The sequence below is a fragment of the Janthinobacterium rivuli genome (assembly GCF_009208735.1).
GTDB lineage: Bacteria > Pseudomonadota > Gammaproteobacteria > Burkholderiales > Burkholderiaceae_D > Janthinobacterium.
In genome coordinates this window covers 33,949-51,998 of record NZ_WFLJ01000021.1, presented here as the reverse complement: position 1 = coordinate 51,998, position 18,050 = coordinate 33,949, and the positions used below count along the sequence as shown (strand labels likewise).

Here is an 18,050-nt window from a genome sequence, read left to right as displayed (position 1 = left end):
GAAAAGCGGTGGCGGGTCAGGCGGCCAGGCTGTTGCGCCGCGCATGGCCGGCGCAGCAGGCGCGCAGGTAGCCGCGCAGCTCGTCGTAATTGACGGGCTTGGCAAAGAACACCACGCCGGGCGGTACGCCGCCCCGTTCTTCCAGTTCCTCCGGCGTCAGGTTCGACAGCATGGCGATGTGCATGTCCGCCAGCAGCGGGTCGGCCAGGATGGTGCGGATCACCTCGTAGCCGTCGATGCCTTCCATGACGATGTCGGACAGCAGGATATCGGGCTGGTCGCGCGCGATTTCGATCAGCGCCTGGTAGCCGTTCTCGCAAAAGCGCAGGTCCGCCTGCAAGCTCCACGAGCCGATCTGCTTTTCATACAGCGCCCGTTCGATCGGATTGTCTTCGATCACCAGGATCGAGGGCGGGCGGCCCGATGGGGCGGCGCGGCTGGCCCGCGCCGCGCGCTGGTCCTGGCCCGGCTGGCCGGGATTGCCCTTGTAGGCCTCGACGGCCGCGAGGGGAATGCGCCGGTGGCCGCCCTTGGTCTTCCAGGCTTCGATCACGCCTGCCTCGACCAGTTGCTGCACCGATGTGACCGAGATGCCGAGGATTTCGGCGGCCTTTTGGGTAGTGCAAACGTCTGCAGTGTGCATGATGGGCTTTATGGTCGCGGATGAAGTTGTAGGGAATGATACGCAATCGCGCTTAAAAAATCAAATTCAACGAATTAGATGAATTCACTAAAAACCTGACTGGCGGCGCGCCGGGTCCTGCCGCGCGTGCGGCAGGGGACGACATGCGCCTGCGGTTCCAGCATCTCGCCCCATTCGCTCCACTCGGCGTTGCTGTGGCGTAGCAGGGTTTCCATCTGCTCTCCATCCATGCCCAGTACCCGCGCGGCGGCCAGGGCCGGCCCGCGCGCTCCCGCGCCGTTGCGCAGTATCAGGTCGGCGAAGCTGTCAGCCAGCTTCAGCAGCCAGGCCAGTTCCGTCATGCGCCCGGCCCGCCCGAAACCGGGCGGTGCGGCATGGCAGAGTACGGCGTCGCACAGGATGTCCGGCATGCCCCAGCCCCGCATCAGCGTGGCCGACAGCGCCAACTGGTGGTGGCCGAAGCGCTGCGATTCCGCGCACAGCAGGCGGGTCCTGGCGGCATCGCCGTGTTGGCCCAGCAATTGACCGTATTCCTGCGGATGCAAGGTGGCCAGTGCCAGTTGGCCGCAGTTGGCCAGCAAGCCGCAACTGTACAGCTCGTCGGCCGGCGCCAGCTGCAGCGCATCGCCTGCCACGCGGGCGGCGCACGCCATGGCCAGCGAGTGCGACCAGAAGCGCTGCGCGTTGAAGTGCTCGCATGCGGCCGTCGGCGCGGCGGGGACGGCGAATGCCTGGCGCAGGGCGGGCAAGCCGATGGCCGCCAGCATCGCGGCGTTGACCGACGCATGCTTGCGCTCGCCCGGCGGCACGCCGGCATTCGCCAGGCCGATGATCTTGCCGCTCAGTGCCGGATCGCCGCCCAGTTGTTCTGCCAGCTCATCGAACGGCAATTGTTGCAGGCACAAGGTCGCCAGCCAGTGGCACCGCCAGGCGGGCGAAGGCAGGATGGTGCCGCCGAGCTGGCGCGCCAGGTCGATGTGGTGGTCGCTCATGGCCGGCTCCCGACGCCGCCGCAGTCATCCGCTTGCGCCGCGCCCGCCGTTTGCAGGGCCGTGATCGCTTGCGACAGCGTATCGAGCGCCATCAGCAGTTCCGCGTGCAGGCGGCGCAAGGCGCCGATATCGTTGGAAAAGCCCGCATGCACGGCCTGGCGCGCCAGCACCTGCAAGGGGAGCAGTCCCATGGACTGGCTGCCGTCGAGAATTTCCTGCGCCAGCACGCGTGCCGCGGCGGGCCGCTCGCAGCGCAGCGCATGGGCGATGCCGGCGAGGCGGTCGCGCGTCTCGGCCACGAACAGGGCCAGAATCTCGCCCTGCAGGCGCCGGTCGTAGCCGAACATGGCGTCCAGGCGGGCAGGCTCGAACGGCGGCATCTCCGGCGCCCCGGACGCTGGCTGTGGCGCCGCCTCCGCCGTTTCCGCCGCCTTGGCCGGCTGGCCGGCCCTGCGCAGTTGCAGCAGCTCATGCAGGTCGGCCGGCGCCGTGCAGTCGGCTGGCGCGCGGCGGATACGGCGCCACAGCAGGGCGGCCAGCAGCAGCAGCATGCCAGCCATGGCCAGCGCCGGGCGCATCAGCGCGAGGTCTTCGCAGCGCAGGAAGGGGTGAAAGTCGAGGAAGGCGTTCATGACAGTGCTCCAGTACGGTCTATACGAGTGATACTGCGTGATGGCGTTCTTAAAATACTTCCCAGTCGCCGGCATCGGCGCTGGCCGGCGCCGTCTTTCTGGCCTGGCCTGCGGGGCGCGAGGCGACCAGCTTGAGCGTGGCCTTGTGCTGCGCGGGCCGCTGTGCGGCAGGTGCGTGCGGTGCCGCGCCGGCTTGCCCGTGCGCCAGCTTGAAGGTGCCCACCACGCCGGCCAGGTTGGCCGCCTGCTCCTGCAGCGATTGCGATGCCGCCGCCGCTTCTTCGACCAGGGCCGCATTCTGCTGCGTCACTTCATCCATCTGCGTGATGGCGCGGTTGATTTCCTCGATGCCCGTGCTTTGCTCCACGCTGGCGGCCGAGATTTCGCTGACGATGTCGGTGACGCTGCGTACCGTGTCGACCACTTCCGTCATGCTCGCGCCGGCCTGCCGGACCAGCTTGCCGCCTTGTTGCACCTGTTGCACGGAGTCGCTGATGAGCACCTTGATTTCCCTGGCGGCCGCCGCCGAACGGTGCGCCAGGTTGCGCACTTCGGTTGCCACGACGGCAAAGCCGCGTCCCTGTTCCCCGGCGCGCGCCGCTTCCACGGCCGCATTCAGGGCCAGGATATTGGTCTGGAAGGCGATGCCGTCGATGACGCCGATGATGTCGGCGATCTTGTTGGACGAGCTGTCGATCGCTTCCATGGTGCGGATGACGTCGCCCATCACCTGGCCGCCACGCTGCGCCTTGTCCGAGGCGCTGACGGCCATTTGCCGGGCCTGGCGGGCGTTGTCCGCGTTCTGCCGCACGGTGGCCGTCAGTTCTTCCATGGCCGAGGCGGTTTCTTCCAGCGAGCCGGCCTGCTGTTCCGTGCGCGCCGACAGGTCCAGGTTGCCGGCCGCGATCTCGCTCGAGGCCGTGCTGATGGTCTCCGTGCCGGAGCGTACTTCGGCGACGATGCGCACCAGGCTTGCGCTCATGTCCGCCAGGGCAGACATCAACTGGCCCACCTCGTCGTTCGACGTGGCGTTCACTTGCACGCTGAGGTCGCCGCCCGCGATGGTGCGGGCCACGCCGATGGCGCTGGCCAGCGAGGCGGCGATGCCCCGCGCCAGCAGCAGGCCCATGCCGGCAACCAGGGCCGTCACGGCCAGGGCCAGGCCGATGGAAATCCAGCGCGAGTTGGCGGCGGTGGCGGCGCCGTCGGCCGCACCCCTGGTGGCGAGGCTTTCGTTGTAGCGGTGGTGGGCGGCGAGGGCGTCGAGCAATTCCTTGATGATGGGCTGGCTTTGCATCAGCAAGTCGCGTGCCGCGTCCGGTTCGCCCGCCTTCGACAGCGCCAGCACCTTGTCGCGCACGGCGTCGTAGCGCAGCAGCACGGCTCGGTCCGCGGCCAGCAGTGCGCGGTCTTGCTCATCGGAGAGATTTTCCTTTTCATACTGGTCGAGCGCCTGGCCCACCGCCGCGCGCGCTTCCCCGATACCCGCTTCCAGCCTGGCGCGCACGGCGGCATCCTTGCTGGCCATGTGCTGCCAGACGGCCGTGCGCATCTGCGTGAACGGCACGAAAGCCTGGTTCAAGGTCAGCAGGCTGGGAACGGTGTTGACGGTGGCATAGCTGGCCGCCGTGTACACGCGGTTCATTTCATAGATACCAAAGCCGGCCAGGGCGGCCAGTCCCAGGACGACGGAAAGGATCAAGGCGTACAGCCGTTTGGCGATGGTCATGATGGGCGCTCCACTTCGAGGTTGAACATTTGGAAAACCGATTCAGCTCCTGTTTTTCCATTTTACGACATAAATCTGTTTTATTCGAGAAATTTGTTGTTGATTTATTTTATTCAATGATTTTCATCAAAATCGTATGCTTGTGACTGACTGGACGGTCAAGCCGTGTATAAAAAGCCACACGGCATGCGGCGGGCGTTCTGGCGTGTGGCACGCTTTGTCAATTAGTGAAAAAATGCAATTTCCTTGATCGCCCTCAAATACGGCGCGCAGGCGCGTGCCGCCGACTGACTCTTGTAAAGGAGCATCATGACTGCCTCTGCCCGACCTGGACCCTTGCTTGTCATCACCGCAGTCATCTTCATCGTGCTGGGCCTGGCGCTTGCCGGCGGCGGCGCCTGGCTCGTCAGCCTCGGCGGCTCCTGGTATTACGTCGTGGCCGGCGTCGGCATGCTCATCGCCGGCGCGCTCGTGTGGAAGGGGCGGCGCAGCGCGCAGCTGTTTCTCGCGCTGCTGCTGTTCGCCACCCTGATCTGGTCCGTGATCGAAGTGAAATTCGACTGGTGGCAATTGCTGCCGCGCCTCGATATCTGGTTCGCCGCCGCCGTCTGGCTGCTGCTGCCCTTCGTCGACCGGCGTCTCGCTCCGCCGTTGACGGCCGGGGCGAAACCGCGCGACGCTGGCAAGAGCGCCCTGGCCACCGCCGTGGTGGCCACCGCCGCAGTGGGCGTGTTTGCGCTTTTCCAAGACTATTACACCCTGCACGGCGAAGTGCCGGCCGAGAACATGGCGGCCACGCCGCAAGGCGATGTCGCGCCCGGCGTGGCGCCCAACGACTGGGCCGCGTATGGCCGCTCCGGCTATGGCGACCGCTACGCGCCGGCCGCGCAGATCACGCCAGCCAACGCCGCGCAGCTGAAACAGGCGTGGGTCTATCACACGGGCGACTTCAAGGGGCCGAACGACCCGGGCGAGATCGCCAATGAAGTCACGCCGCTGAAAGTGAACGGCATGCTGTACCTGTGCACGCCGCATAACATCGTCATCGCGCTGGACCCGGACACGGGCAAGGAGCTCTGGCGCCACGATCCGAAGATCAACCGCGACGCATCCAGCTACCAGCACATGATCTGTCGCGGCGTGGCCTACTGGGACGTGAACGCGGGCCGCGCCAAGGGCGATCCGGCGCCCGAGGCGGCCGGCATGGAGTGCCCGCGCCGCATCTTCGCGCCCACCATGGACGCGACCCTGATCGCCGTGAATGCCGATACGGGCGAAGCCTGTAAAAGCTTTGGCGAGAACGGCGTGATCGGCCTGTACCACGGCATGGGCATGAAGAAGCGGGGCTTTTTGATGCCCACGTCGCCGCCGGCCGTGGCGCAGAACGTGGTGGTGATGGCCGCCAGCGTTACCGATAACTTTTCCACGGAAGAACCGTCGGGCGTGATCCGCGGCTATGATCCCGTCACTGGCAAACTGATGTGGAACTGGGATGCCGCGAACCCGGACGACACGGCGCCGATTGCCGATGGCAAGACCTACACCAACAACTCGCCCAATTCCTGGGGCGTATCCAGCGTGGATGAAAAGCTGGGCTTGGTGTACATCCCGATGGGCAACGAAACGCCCGATACGTGGGGCGGCAACCGCAATCCGAACGGCGAGAAGTTCAACAGCGCCATCGTCGCGCTGGACCTGGCGACCGGCAAAGTACGCTGGGTCTACCAGACCGTGCACCACGATATCTGGGACATGGATATCGGCGGCCAGCCGACCCTGGTCGATATCGACACGCCAAAAGGCAAGGTGCCGTCCGTGGTAGCCACGACGAAACGCGGCGACATCTATGTGATCGACCGCCGCGACGGCAGCCTGGTGGTGCCGGCGCCGGAAAAACCCGTGCCGACGGCCAACGCCGCCCCTGGCGACCGCCTCTCGCCCACGCAGCCGTTCTCGGCCTTGACCTTCCTGCCCGAGAAACACATCAGCGAAACGGATATGTGGGGCACGACGCCGTTCGACCAGCTGGCGTGCCGCATCATCTTCCGCCAGCACCGCTACGAAGGGCCGTTCACGCCGCAGACGGTGGCCGAAGGCAAGATCAAGGGCGCCATCATCTCGCCGGGCCCGCTCGGCATCTTCGAGTGGGGCGGGGCGGCCGTCGATCCCGTGCGTCAGTTGCTGCTGGTGAACCCGGACTACATGGGCTTCCTGGAACGCCTGGTGCCGCGCGCGCAAGCGAACGCGAAGGGCGGCACGGGGTCGGAAATGGGCTTGCAGCCGCAGACGGGCGTGCCGTTTGCCGTGGAAATCAAGCCTTTCCTGTCGCCGCTGGGTTTCCCATGCCAGGCGCCGCCGTGGGGCTATATCGCCGCCGTCGACTTGCGCACCATGAAAAAAGTGTGGATGCACAAGAACGGCACCACGCGCGACAGCGCCCCAGTCCCCATCGCCTTGCCGCTGGGCGTGCCCAGCCTGGGCGGCATCAGCACCACGGGCGGCGGCGTGGCATTTTTGAGCAGCACGCTCGACTACTACATCCGCGGCTACGACGTGCGCAACGGCAAGACCGTGTGGAAAGCCCGCCTGCCGGCCGGCGGCCAGGCTACGCCGATGAGCTATGTCTCCGACAAGACGGGCAAGCAATATGTGGTGGTGATGGCCGGCGGCCATGGATCACTGGGCACGAAGATGGGCGACAGCCTGGTGGCGTTTGCCTTGCCGGATGAGGTGGTGAAGGAGGCGGGGAAAGGGAAATAGGGAGTGGACGGAGCCGCGCCATCCAGTCGATGGCGCGGCGGAAATTGCTGGTCAGAATGCTGTTTGCCCGGCGCGAAAGCGGAGTGGTATATTTGGCAACCGGCGCAGCGTTACCTGTCGCCGGCCGCGGCATGCCTGGCGATGCGGGCACGGGCTGCACGCGGTTACCGGCATTTGTTTGAGTTGAAAGGCAGGCATGAGTACAGGCAGGACGGGATTGATCGGGACGCTCAGTGCCATCCTGAGTTTTCTTGCGGTATTTCTCATCTACACGAGTCTTGAACATTTCCCGGGCACGGTGACCGTATTGGCCATCGTCGTGTGCGGCGTCGTCATCGGCCTGGGCCAAGGCTGGTGTATCCAGCCGCCGCAACATCGAACCATCGGCATGGCCACCTTCGTCGGCCTGTTGATCCTATGGCTCCCGGTCGTGTTTGTGACTTACGGCTTTGCCTTGCTGGCAGTGCCGCTGCTGGCTGTGTTTGCGCTGCTGGTCTTCTTCGGTGCCAGACTGGGGAGTCATTTGCGCGCTTCAGCTTGCCGGCCAGCATAGCAAGCCGCCGCCATGAGCGGGCCGGGTGCTTCAGTTGGCCACTGGAAAGATAGTGCGGCATCACTGCCGCCGCTTGCATGGCGTTGCCGCAAAGTTGTTGCGGCAACGCCGTTTTTATTGCGCCGCCAATCCCAGCTTCAGTCCCACCAGCTTGCCCGGCGCGGCCTCCGTTTTTTCCGGCGCGCCCGCGCTGACCCTGGCCGCCGGCGTGCCGTCCTGCTGCAGGGCCGCCAGAATCGCCGCGCTGCGCTGGGCGCCCAGCTTGCTCAAGGCGTCGGCAGGCAGGGCTTGCCTGGCTTCCAGCTGCTCGCGCAAACCGGTATAGAAGGCGCCCGTGTCGGCCACTTGCGGCTCTCCTTCGATCAGCTTGCCCAGGCGTTGGAAGACGGGGATCTTGGCCGCCGCCGGAGCGGAGCCGGCCGGCGCCGCTGCGGGACTGGCCGACTCCGCCGCCTTCTTCTGCTTGTCCAGCTCGGCCTTGCCGAAGCGTTCCGCGTACAGGTCGCGCAGCGCTCCCCGTATCTTGCGTTCGCCCAGGTTCAACGGTCCCGGTTCCTCTCCCGCTTCCAGCTTGATGCCGGCCTTGGCGGCGACGGCGCGGCGCACGGCCTGGGCGCGCAGGGCGGCCGCATCCGTGTCGCTGTACTGGCCCGGCACGGCCAGCTTCAGTTGCTCGCGCTTGGCGAGGATTTGCGCCACCTGCTTGAGCTTTTCCCGCTCGGGCGGCAGCAGCACGGCGCTGCCCGGGTCAAAATCGATGGCTTCGAGCTTGTCGGCGCTGATGCCCAGCAAGTTGCCCAGCGCGCGGAACGGCGCCGTGACGATCTTCGTCAGCACATTGCCCACGGCTTTCCAGATCAGGGCGCCGTAGCTGAATTGCGGGTCGTTCATGTCGCCCGACACGGGCAAGCCCAGGTCAATGCGCCCGTCGCTATCCTTGAGGATGGCCAGCGCCAGTTCCAGCGGCAGTTTCAAGGCGTCCGGACTGTCGATGCGCTCGCCCAGGGTCAGCTTGTCGAGCACGATCTGGTTGGTGCCGTCGAGCTGGCGGTTGCGCACCTTGTATTGCAAGTCCAGCGAAATCTTGCCTTCGGCCACCTTATAGCCGGCGAACTTCATCGTGTACGGCGAGGCGGACACCATGTCGACGTTCTTGAAGACGACGTTCAAGTCCGTGTTGTCGGTCGGGGCGAAGGGATTTAATTGTCCGCGCACGCGGGCCAGGCCGAATTCGTCGATGCGGCCGTCCAGTTCGATCTGGCTGCGCGCATCACGCCTCGTCGACAGGCCCGTGACGACGCCGTTGAGTTCATAGATCTTGGCGGCGAACTGGGGCCGCAAGCTCAGGTCGGCAAAGTCCAGCTTGGCATTCTGCAGGCGCACGCGGCGCACGCGCACGGGGAAGGCGGCGTCGGCTGCTGTTGGCGTCGCCGTGGTCGCTGGTGCGGCGGCTGGCTCCGGCGCCTTGACCAGAAGGCGCTGGGCGTTCAGGCTGCGGTCGTTTTCGATGATCAGCTGGGCGTTCGGTTCCACCACGCGCAGCTCGGGGATGTCGACGAAGTCGGGGCCCACGCTGGCCGTCAGCTTGTCGGCGCGAACGCTTTTCCACGAGGCGAAGCGCTTGCCATCCGTTTCATTGAGCACGAGGCCGGCGATATCCACGCCCCCCTCATAGCGTACCTTGGGCGCTTTCGGCGCGCCGCCCCCCGTCGTCAGGCGGCCACTGCCGGAGAGCGTGCCGCCCGCCAGCTTCAGCTTCAGATGCTGCGCCAGCAAGGGTTGCACGGGCGCCAGGGTCAGCTGTTTCAAATTCAATTGCGCATCGACGGCCCCCGTGCCCGGCACGAACTTGCCATTCGCCGTGAGCAAGCCGCCTTCGCGCAGACCCACGCCCAGCTCGAACGGCAGCGCCTGTTTCATATCGTTGCTGACGTCGTGCAGGGACAATCTGGCATCCTGCAAGTTGCCCTTGATGCCCGTGCCCGCATCATCGAAACGGGCGCCGAACTGGCTAAGCTCCACCTTGTCCACCTTGGTGGACCAGGGCGCGGACGGTGTTTCCCTGGTCGTGTCGGCCTTGTTGGCGGCAAACACGGGCAGCTTTTGCGCGATCGCAAATTCACCCTGGCGGTTGCGCGCCAGGTCGATCTGCGCGCCGCTGGCCGTCACGGCGCCCAGGTGCACGGTATGCGCCGCCAGGTCGATCTTGCCGTCTGTAAAGCCCAATTGGGCCAGCTTGAATGGCGTTTGCGCGCCCCGTTGCATGGCCAGATCGGCCAGGCTGAAGCTCGCGCCGTCGATGACGGTGGCCATGCCCGCTGGACCTTGTTGCAAGCCCAGTTGCAGCTGCAGTTGCAACTGTTTCGCGCTCAATTGCAGGGCCGGCGAGACGGTTTCATCAATGGCGGACACGTCCAGATTGGCCAGCGCCACTTGCTTCAAGTCCACCTTCCATTTGCCAGGCTTGGCTGGCGCGGTGGCCGCGGGTGCGGGATTGCCTGGCAGCATCAGGTTCGCCACGTCGATCTCGCCGCGGCTGTCGCGGCGCACGGCCACCTTGCCGCCGTACAGATTGACTTTATCCACGGTGACGCTCTGGCGCGCCAGGTCCACGTTCACGCCGGAAATACCCAGGGTATTGAGCGACGTAAAGGCGTCGCTCTTGCCACTTTGCACCAGCGCCAGGTCGCGCAAGGCCAGGCCGGCGCCCTTGACGGTCGCTTCCAGCTTGCCGTCCGCATAGGAAAAGGCGTAGGGCAGGCGCGCCGACAGCTTGCCGCTGGCGACTGTCGCGCGCGTATAGGCTTTCAGATACGCGGCCAGGCCGGGCAGGGAAGCGTCGTTCAGTATCAGTTCGCCTTCGCCACGAATCGGACTGAGCGAGGCCGTGCCGCGCCAGTGCAGCTTGCCGCCGCGCGCCGCGTCCGCGCTGAGGCTATAGCTGCCGTTGGCGTCGGGCAGGGTGGAGATATTGTCGAGCGTAAAGTTGATCGGCGTGAAGTTGTCCGCATAGCCCGCCTTCTGGTCTTGCCAATCCACTTTGCCTTGTTCCAGCGCAAAGTGGGCGATGACCAGGCGCGGCATGCCGCCGTCGCTCTTTTCCGGGTGATGGCGTTGCCAGGTGGCCAGCACTTCAGCCAGGTTGAACTTGCCGTCCGGCGTGATCGTCAGCTGCGCCTGCGGCGCCGTGATGCGGATTTCCGCCAGGCTCCAGGCGCGGCGCACGATGGATTTCCATTCCAGCTGCACGGCCAGGGCGCCGATCGACAGCAGCGGCGCGCCGCTCTTGCCATCCGCGCCGGGGGCTTCCTTGAAAGCGATCTGGTCCGCTTCCAGGCGCAAGGTAAACGGATTGAAGCGCACGTCGGCGATGCTGGCCTGGCGCGCGAGTTCTTTCTCGGCGAATTTGGGTAGCTGCTGCTTGATGACGTAGGGCACCAGCCAGAAGCCGGCCGCGCTGTAGGCGGCCAGGGCGCAGCCTGTGCCAACGGCCCAGCGCTGCCAGCGTTTCCAGCGAAATGTTTTCGTCTGCACGCTTTTGTTGTCGATTGTGTTCACGAACTTACCTTTTGATCTTGTTGGAGGGCGCGCCCGGCGCGCCGTGACTGTCAGTATGCCTCTTTGCGGCCTCGTCTGCAAAATCCAAACGTGTTCAAGTGACAACAGGCGCCATGGTGACCTTGTTTCTTCTGTAAAACTCACACAAACTCACTCTTACTTGATAATGATTCTCATTATCGGTATCATGGTGGTTAACCGTAAGTTTCCATCTGTACATATTGAAAGCCTGAACTCATGCCTGTCATTTCTCCCCGCACCCGCTTGCTTCCAGTCGCCGCCGCCTTGTCGCTGGCCTTCGCTTCCCCTGCGGCCTTTGCCACTGGGCAAGACGATTTGACGGCTGGCGATGCGAAAGTCATGCAGGCCGTGCAAGTGACGGGCGCCCGCGCGCAAGGCCTGGTGCCGGTCACCACGGAGGCGGGCAGCTTTCGCGGCGCCAGCATCATGGACGTACCATCGACCGTCAACGTGATCACGCGCGAATTGCTGGAACAGCAAGCCGTGTCCGGCCTGTACGACGCCGTGCGCAACACGGCCGGCGTGACGCGCCAGCAAAACGGCGGCGAAACGTGGGACCAGTTGGTGATACGCGGCATCGCGGTGGAAAACCGCACGAATTATCGCCTCAACGGTTCCATGCCTATCATGAACTTCTCGCAAGTGCCCATGGAAAACAAGGAAAGGGTGGAAGTGCTGAAGGGTGCCTCGGCCCTGTACTACGGTTTTACCTCGCCGGCCGGCGTCGTCAATTTCGTCACCAAGCGGGCCGGCGGCAAGCCCGTCACGAGCATGGGTTTGACGCTCGATGACCGTGGCAGTGCCGTGGCGAATATCGACGTGGGCCGCCGCTTCGGCGCGCAGCAGGAGTTCGGCGTGCGCATCAATGCCGCCGGCGGCACCCTGGGTTCTTATCTGGACAATGTTGGCAATGGCAACCGCCGCTTCCTCGCCACGGCGCTGGACTGGCGCGTGACGAATAAACTGCTGCTGAAAGCCGACCTCGAGTACGAGCGCCGCAAGGTGACGGAGCAGGCGGGCGTGGCCTTGCCGGCCGCCGTGAAAGGCGTGATCAGCTTGCCGCGCGCCGTCGATCCGCGCCAGCTGATCGGTCCCGACTGGTCGGCGTTCGAGGCGCAGACGAAAAACGCGCAATTGCGCGCCGACTATGCCATCGCGGACGGCTGGGCCTTGACGGTGGAGGCGGGCCACTCGGAAACGGCGCGCGACCGCCGCCTGGCGATCTTCCGTCTGAACAACGCGGCGGCGCTGGCCACGGGCGCGGGCCGCATCACCGGCAATATCCAGCACAGCGTGACGGCGTCGGACTTGCTGCGCGCGGAACTGGCCGGCAGTTTCAGTACTGGCTTCATCGCCCACGAACTGACCCTGGGCGCCTCGCGCACGGACAAGTCGCAAGATCCTATCTATCAGAGCAACTATACGATTGCTTCGCAAAACCTGTATAAGCCCGTGCCCGTGACGACTGTCGTGTTCGGCCCGAAGCCGACTTCGCCCACGACGGCCGCGCTCGACACGCGCGACACGGGTTTGTATGCGCTCGACCGCATGGTTTTCGGCCCGCAATGGCAAAGCGTCATCGGCGTGCGCCGCAGCAGCTACCGAAGCGACCAGGGCGCCAGCCACTACGACGTCAGCAAGACCACGCCGATGGCGTCGCTGATCTACAAGGCCACGCCCGAGCTGTCGTTGTACGCGTCCACGGCGCGCGGGCTGGAAGAGGGCGAGACGGGCCCGACGGGCACGCTCAACCAGGGCGTCAAGATGGCGCCCGGCGTCAGCAAACAACAGGAACTGGGCGCGCGCTGGCTGACCCCAAGCGGCACCTTGCTCTCCGCCGCGCTGTTCGACATCACGCGCCCCGGCTACTACACCAACGCCAGCAATGTGTTCACCTCGGATGGCGAGCAGCGCTACCGTGGCCTGGAACTGTCGACCCAGGGCAAGCTGACGCGCCAGCTGTCGTGGCAGACGTCGGCCCAGTTGCTCGACCCGAGGTTTGCGCACATCAACGCCGACTACAACGGCAAGGCGCCGGAAAACGCGTCGAAACGCACGGCCAGCGCCTTCCTCTCCTATGCGTTCGACGCCGTGCCGGGCTTGTCCGTCAATGGCGGCGCGTATTACTACAGCGCCCGTCCCGTCAACGATTTGAATCAGGCCTTCCTCGGCGGCGTGAGCCTGTTCAGCGCGGGCGCCCGCTATGCGAGCCGGGTGCTGGACAAGGCCGTCGTGTGGCAGCTGAACGTGGAAAATGCGACCGACAAGCGCTACTGGGCCGGCGCCGGCACGCGTCTGGCGTCCGGCGCGCCGCGCGCCATTAAGCTGTCGATGAAGGTGGATTTGTAGGCAAGGCTTGACCTGCGCCCTGTGCGCAGGGTGCTTGCCCTGATACAATGTTGCCATGTTCATCAGCAAAGGCAAGGCCGTCATCGTCCTGTGGATCGCGTGTATCGCCATCTTGCTGGCCGCGCTCGCCCCCACGGTGTCGCGCGCGCTGACGGTCGCCAGCGGCCTGTCCGTGCCCAGCCTGGAAATCTGCTCGGTGGCGGGCGGCATGACCATGCTGCCGGCAACACTCTCCACGGACGCGCCCGATACCTCCAAGGGCGGCATGCGCATGGGAGATTGCCCGTGCTGCAGCATGCACGCGGCCACCCTCGATATTCCCCCAACGACCCTCGTGCTCGCTTCCGGAGAAATCCTCACGGGCTTGCTGCCCCTGCTGTTCTACCAATCCGCCACGCCGCTGTTCGCCTGGACACCCGTCCAGCCACGCGGGCCGCCCGCCGCTTTCTGATCTGTCCCTTTCCCTGAACGGCCTTGCGCCGCGCGGCACCGTGCTGCGCTGGCGTGCGTTCGTCTTACCCATACAGAATCTGAAAGCAGCACCATGAAACATTTACCGTTATTGATTTCCCTCGCCATCGCCATGCCCGCCGTGGCGCAAACGCGCACCGAAGAGGTTTTGCCCGAGATGAAAGTCATCGTCACGGGCCTCAAGCAAGGCTACCGTCCCGCCGCCGACACGGCGCTGATGCTCAGCAGCACGCCCGGTTACAGCGTGGCGGCCGGTGGCGGCGTGTCCGGCTTGCCAGTCGTCAATGGATTCGCCGATGACCGCATCAAGATTCGCATCGATGGCATGGAATTGACCTCCGCTTGCGCCAACCACATGAATGCGCCGCTGTCGTACATCGATCCGCAACAGGTGCAGCGCATCCGCCTGATCGCGGGCGTGACACCCGTCAGCGCGGGCGGCGACAGCATCGCCGGCACCATCGACGTGCAATCGAACGCGCCCGTGTTCGCCCAGCCCGGCGCTTCGCTATTGACGCAAGGCAGCTTTGCCGTCTCGGGACGCAGCGTCAACAACAGCGTGGCGACCAGCGTGCATGCGTCGGCCGCCAGCGACACCTTGAGCGTCGGCTACAGCGGCGCTTATACGCGCGGCCACAGCTATGAAGATGGGCGTGGCAACACGGTGCTGGCCAGTATGTATGAAAGCATCAACCAGTCCATCGTGCTGGCGGCGAAAGGCCAGGGCCAGCAACTGACCCTGCGCGCCGGCGTGCAGCACATCCCGTACCAGGGTTTCCCCAACCAGTACATGGACATGACGGACAACCATGGCCAGTTCGCCAACCTGGCCTACCAGGGCAACTTTGCCTGGGGCGTGCTCGACGCGCGCGCCTACTGGCAGCAGACGGACCACGAGATGGGCTTTTTCTCGCCCGAACGCAAGGGCTCGATGCCGATGATTACGAATGGACGCAATACGGGCTATGCGCTGATGGCCAGCCTGCCCACCGCCGCAGGCGAGTTGCGCCTGGGCCAGGAGTGGCATGGTTTCCGTCTCGACGATGTCTGGCCGGCCGTGCCCGGTTCCATGATGATGGGGCCGCGCACCTATCTGAACATCAATGACGGCAAGCGCGACCGCATGGTGCTGTTTGGCGAGCTGGAAACGCGCCATGATGCGCGCTGGACGAGCGTGCTGGGCGTGCGCGGCGAATCCGTGCGCATGGAGACGGGCGACGTGCAATCGTACGGCACCAACATGATGAACATGCCGGACCTGATGGCCGCCAAGGCTTTCAATGCGCGCAGCCGCAGCCAGCGCGACACGAACATCGATGTCTCGGCGCAAGCGACCTTCACGCCGGATGCGGCCAGCAGCTACGCATTCGCGCTGGCGCGCAAAGTGCGTTCGCCGAACCTGTACGAGCGTTATTCCTGGGGCCGCGGTTCGATGGCCATGACCATGACCAACTGGTTTGGCGACGGCAACGGCTATGTGGGCGATATCGACTTGAAACCCGAGACGGCTTACACGGCGGCCTTCACGGCCGACTGGCATGGCGGCGGCGAGGACGGCTGGTTCCTGCGCGTCAATCCCTATTACAGCAAGGTCGACAATTACATCGACGTCGACGTGCTGGCATCGTTCCATCCGTACATGAAAATGGGCGCGAATGGCAACTTGCTGCGCTTTGCCAACCACGACGCCAAGCTGTACGGCGCCAACCTGGCGTGGCAGCTGCCGCTGACAAGCAGCGCGCGCTGGGGCCGCTTCATGGCGACGGGCAATGCCGCTTACACGCGGGGCAAGCGCAGCGATGGCGGCGACCTGTACCGGATGATGCCGTTCAACGCCTTGTTCGCCGTCGAACACAGGCTGGGCGCCTGGAGCAGCCGCATCGAAACCAAGATCGTCGCCCGCAAGGACAGGGTCGACGCCCGCCGCTTCGAACCGGAAACGGGCGGCTATGCGCTCGTCAACCTGCGCAGCAGCGTGGCATTGAGCAAGACGGCCAGCCTGAGCGCCGGCGTGAGCAACCTGTTCAACCGCGCGTATGCGGACCCGCTGGGCGGCGTGTATCTGTCCGGCTTGAAGGCAAACGGCGGGGCGCTGCAAGCCTTGCCGGCCGAGGGCAGGTCGATTGATCTGGGCTTGAAGCTGACATTCTAAGGCTGGCAATCAAGGGCGCCTTCCTGTCGCCGCTGCGGGAGGAAGGCGCCCCTTGACGGTTCATATCGGCGAGTCGCGGCGCCAGATCGTCGTGACATTGTGCGCATGTTTCTTTACTGAAATTTGTTATGCTTCATCGCTGCTACTTATAAGGGTATTCATGATCGCATTTAAAGATTTCCGTTCGACCACTTCCGGCAGTCCTCTCTCCGATGGCATGGATAGATCGCTGGTATTGGCAAATGAATGGCTGGAAAAAACGGGAGTTCGCCCTGTCAGCATCGAAACCATTGCTGAAACCCGGGGCTGGATGGCGATCATGCAAGTGGAACGAGGTCTGCGGGTTTGGTATGAAGTGGGCACCGTGCCGTTGAAGCGGTAAGGAGATTGGAATTTCTCCTGGTGAACTTCTCATCGTCTTGATTCATCCGTTCGTGCCATGGGAAACCTGTGAAATATTCCAAATTATTGGGCGAGGATGCCTCCGCCATCGTTTTGTCCATGACCGTCGTTGCCTATGTGGCGTCATTATTATTGACAGGTATCGTTACCTCTAACGAAATCATGCCGGGCTGGGGCGTGTTATTGCTCGGTTGGCTAGGGCCTTTGGCCGGCAGCTTTGCCTGGTTTGCCAATCCGCCGCTTATTTTTGCCATGTACTTTTCGAAAGAGAAGCCACGCGCTGCAAAGCTGGCTGCCTTTGTTGGTTTCGCGCTTGCGCTGACAGCATTTGGCCTCAAAACAATGCCTAACGATAATGGTTACGCCACGGTGCTGGGATTTGGTGCTGGATATTATCTTTGGCTGGCCTGTTTTCCAGCAGTCCTGACTGCATCGTTTTTAAACAGCAGAAAGCCCAGGACGCTATCTGCTGGCGAACAGGATTGACAGGTGATGCCGCGTCATCCACTGCCGCCTGTGCTCTTTTTGCGCCGCGATCCCGTCAGGACGCGCAGCGCGGTGGCGATCGGCACCTTGTTCTTGGCCAGATAGGCGGCGGCCGTGGCGGTATCGAGCATTTCCTGGAAAATAATGCCGACCTCGACCTTTTGGGCCGTCAAATCGTCCTGCCTTGCGCAGTCCGCGATGTCGATATTCTTGGCAGTGAGTTTGTCATTCTTGGAGCGCATTTTTGCCTCGGTAGAAAAGAGAAAAAATGTCTCCTTTGTTTGTCTTAAAGATAACTTATTTCTGTGCCCTTGTGGAAATTTTTCTTTAATCGATAATGCATTTGAGAATTAATTTCAGCTATCGGCAGGGAACAGGGCTGCGGGCTTAGGAGATTGCTTAACTGAACATTTGCTTGCATAGTAGCGACTGCACACAAGCTGCCCGATACCTGAGTGATCGCTATGCACAGGTCTTGCGCCACAGCCAGAATCTCCACTTCTTTGAAGCCCGAAAATTATGACAAGTAATGCCAAGCTGGCAGTCTTGATCGATGCGGATAATGCCCAGGCGTCGATTATCAAGGAGTTGCTGACGGAAGTATCGACCTTCGGCACCGCATCGGTGAAGCGCGCCTATGGCGACTGGACCACACCCAATTTGAAAGGCTGGAAAGAGATTCTGCATTTGATGGCCATTCAGCCCATCCAGCAATTCAGCTATACGACAGGCAAAAATTCGACCGATTCATCGTTGATCATCGACGCCATGGATTTGTTGCACTCTGAAAAGCTGGACGGCTTTTGCCTGGTATCGTCGGACAGTGATTTCACGCGCCTGGCAACCCGGATTCGTGAATCAGGACTCGCCGTGTATGGCTTTGGTGAAAGAAAGACGCCGCCAGCCTTTGTCGCCGCCTGCGACAAGTTTGTGTATACGGAGATTTTGCGGCCGGTGACACCGCCTCCCTTGACCGGAAAGCAGCAAAAACCGTTGCATGCGCTGGCGCCTGTCTCGCTCGACGTAGACACGCAGGAAGTGCTGCGCAAGGCCATCATCGCCGCAGCGCGCGATGACGGGTTTGCGTCCTTGAGCGGCGTCGGTAGTCTGATCGTGAAGAACAACCCGGCCTTCGATCCGCGCCACTATGGATGCCAGAAATTGAGCGAGCTGGTGCGTCGTCTTCCCTTTGTCGAAATAAAAGAAGTTCAAAGCGAAAAGAATCCCGCCATGCATCTGTACATTAAACTGAAATAGGGAGCATGCCCTTGGATCATGACACATGATCCTCCGTCATCCATT

Annotated in this window: 14 protein-coding genes; 8 read left to right on the top strand and 6 right to left on the bottom strand. The window is 63.5% G+C overall.

The features are described 5' to 3' along the window. Positions 1 to 16: 16 nt before the first annotated feature. The 4 genes from GCN78_RS24390 to GCN78_RS30000 all read right to left on the bottom strand — a co-directional run bounded on the left by GCN78_RS24390 (position 17) and on the right by GCN78_RS30000 (position 3,996). Positions 17 to 643 carry a response regulator gene (locus GCN78_RS24390; protein WP_152254026.1) on the bottom strand — a complete coding sequence of 209 codons (627 nt, stop codon included), beginning with the start codon at positions 641 to 643 and terminating at the stop codon, positions 17 to 19. Between the two features lie 74 nt (positions 644 to 717). Next, positions 718 to 1,635, bottom strand: coding sequence for an HDOD domain-containing protein (locus GCN78_RS24385; protein WP_152254025.1), 918 nt, complete (start codon positions 1,633 to 1,635; stop codon positions 718 to 720). Then, the gene (locus GCN78_RS24380; RefSeq protein WP_152254024.1) at positions 1,632 to 2,267 is read right to left on the bottom strand and encodes a hypothetical protein; all 636 of its coding nucleotides are present in this window, start codon (positions 2,265 to 2,267) and stop codon (positions 1,632 to 1,634) included. Before GCN78_RS24380 ends, GCN78_RS24385 begins: the two co-directional genes overlap by 4 nt. Positions 2,268 to 2,316: 49 nt before the next feature. Continuing rightward, positions 2,317 to 3,996 carry a methyl-accepting chemotaxis protein gene (locus tag GCN78_RS30000; protein ID WP_152254023.1) on the bottom strand — a complete coding sequence of 560 codons (1,680 nt, stop codon included), beginning with the start codon at positions 3,994 to 3,996 and terminating at the stop codon, positions 2,317 to 2,319. Between the two features lie 309 nt (positions 3,997 to 4,305). Here GCN78_RS30000 and GCN78_RS24370 point away from each other — a divergent pair, with 309 nt between their 5' ends. Continuing rightward, a complete protein-coding gene (locus GCN78_RS24370; protein ID WP_152254022.1) occupies positions 4,306 to 6,756 on the top strand; it encodes a membrane-bound PQQ-dependent dehydrogenase, glucose/quinate/shikimate family in 2,451 nt (816 codons plus the stop codon). Positions 6,757 to 6,952: 196 nt separating this feature from the next. Then, positions 6,953 to 7,309: a hypothetical protein gene (locus tag GCN78_RS24365; RefSeq protein ID WP_152254021.1), complete on the top strand. Its 357-nt coding sequence runs from the start codon at positions 6,953 to 6,955 to the stop codon at positions 7,307 to 7,309. A 114-nt stretch (positions 7,310 to 7,423) separates the two neighbouring features. Here the strand turns inward: GCN78_RS24365 and GCN78_RS24360 are convergent, their stop codons facing one another. Continuing rightward, positions 7,424 to 10,867, bottom strand: a complete 3,444-nt coding sequence (locus GCN78_RS24360; RefSeq protein ID WP_226939808.1) for a DUF748 domain-containing protein — start codon at positions 10,865 to 10,867, stop codon at positions 7,424 to 7,426. 237 nt (positions 10,868 to 11,104) lie between these two features. On the opposite strand from GCN78_RS24360, the gene GCN78_RS24355 reads away from it, so the two are divergent. The 5 genes from GCN78_RS24355 (at position 11,105) to GCN78_RS24335 (ending at position 16,748) form a co-directional block, all read left to right on the top strand. Further along, positions 11,105 to 13,237 (top strand): TonB-dependent siderophore receptor, encoded by a 2,133-nt coding sequence (locus GCN78_RS24355; protein WP_152254020.1) that lies wholly within the window; start codon positions 11,105 to 11,107, stop codon positions 13,235 to 13,237. A 55-nt stretch (positions 13,238 to 13,292) separates the two neighbouring features. Continuing rightward, positions 13,293 to 13,688: a DUF2946 domain-containing protein gene (locus tag GCN78_RS24350; protein ID WP_152254019.1), complete on the top strand. Its 396-nt coding sequence runs from the start codon at positions 13,293 to 13,295 to the stop codon at positions 13,686 to 13,688. Positions 13,689 to 13,781: 93 nt separating this feature from the next. Next, positions 13,782 to 15,860 carry a TonB-dependent receptor gene (locus GCN78_RS24345; protein ID WP_152254018.1) on the top strand — a complete coding sequence of 693 codons (2,079 nt, stop codon included), beginning with the start codon at positions 13,782 to 13,784 and terminating at the stop codon, positions 15,858 to 15,860. 52 nt (positions 15,861 to 15,912) lie between these two features. Next, on the top strand, positions 15,913 to 16,242 hold the full coding sequence (locus GCN78_RS24340) for a hypothetical protein (RefSeq protein WP_152254017.1): 330 nt from the start codon (positions 15,913 to 15,915) through the stop codon (positions 16,240 to 16,242). Positions 16,243 to 16,310: 68 nt separating this feature from the next. Continuing rightward, positions 16,311 to 16,748, top strand: a complete 438-nt coding sequence (locus tag GCN78_RS24335; RefSeq protein WP_152254016.1) for a hypothetical protein — start codon at positions 16,311 to 16,313, stop codon at positions 16,746 to 16,748. 14 nt (positions 16,749 to 16,762) lie between these two features. Here GCN78_RS24335 and GCN78_RS24330 read toward each other — a convergent pair whose 3' ends face one another. After that, positions 16,763 to 16,990, bottom strand: a complete 228-nt coding sequence (locus GCN78_RS24330) for a hypothetical protein (protein WP_152254015.1) — start codon at positions 16,988 to 16,990, stop codon at positions 16,763 to 16,765. A 277-nt stretch (positions 16,991 to 17,267) separates the two neighbouring features. Here GCN78_RS24330 and GCN78_RS24325 point away from each other — a divergent pair, with 277 nt between their 5' ends. After that, the gene (locus GCN78_RS24325; protein ID WP_152254014.1) at positions 17,268 to 18,005 is read left to right on the top strand and encodes an NYN domain-containing protein; all 738 of its coding nucleotides are present in this window, start codon (positions 17,268 to 17,270) and stop codon (positions 18,003 to 18,005) included. The last annotated feature ends 45 nt before the right edge of the window (positions 18,006 to 18,050 follow it).

Coding starts and splice junctions, on each gene's coding strand:
- GCN78_RS24355 (WP_152254020.1), top strand. CDS start 11,105: ATGCCTGTCATTTCTCCCCGCACCCGCTTGCTTCCAGTCGCCGCCGCC.
- GCN78_RS24345 (WP_152254018.1), top strand. CDS start 13,782: ATGAAACATTTACCGTTATTGATTTCCCTCGCCATCGCCATGCCCGCC.
- GCN78_RS24325 (WP_152254014.1), top strand. CDS start 17,268: ATGACAAGTAATGCCAAGCTGGCAGTCTTGATCGATGCGGATAATGCC.
- GCN78_RS24350 (WP_152254019.1), top strand. CDS start 13,293: ATGTTCATCAGCAAAGGCAAGGCCGTCATCGTCCTGTGGATCGCGTGT.
- GCN78_RS24380 (WP_152254024.1), bottom strand. CDS start 2,267: ATGAACGCCTTCCTCGACTTTCACCCCTTCCTGCGCTGCGAAGACCTC.
- GCN78_RS24390 (WP_152254026.1), bottom strand. CDS start 643: ATGCACACTGCAGACGTTTGCACTACCCAAAAGGCCGCCGAAATCCTC.
- GCN78_RS30000 (WP_152254023.1), bottom strand. CDS start 3,996: ATGACCATCGCCAAACGGCTGTACGCCTTGATCCTTTCCGTCGTCCTG.
- GCN78_RS24365 (WP_152254021.1), top strand. CDS start 6,953: ATGAGTACAGGCAGGACGGGATTGATCGGGACGCTCAGTGCCATCCTG.
- GCN78_RS24385 (WP_152254025.1), bottom strand. CDS start 1,635: ATGAGCGACCACCACATCGACCTGGCGCGCCAGCTCGGCGGCACCATC.
- GCN78_RS24330 (WP_152254015.1), bottom strand. CDS start 16,990: ATGCGCTCCAAGAATGACAAACTCACTGCCAAGAATATCGACATCGCG.
- GCN78_RS24370 (WP_152254022.1), top strand. CDS start 4,306: ATGACTGCCTCTGCCCGACCTGGACCCTTGCTTGTCATCACCGCAGTC.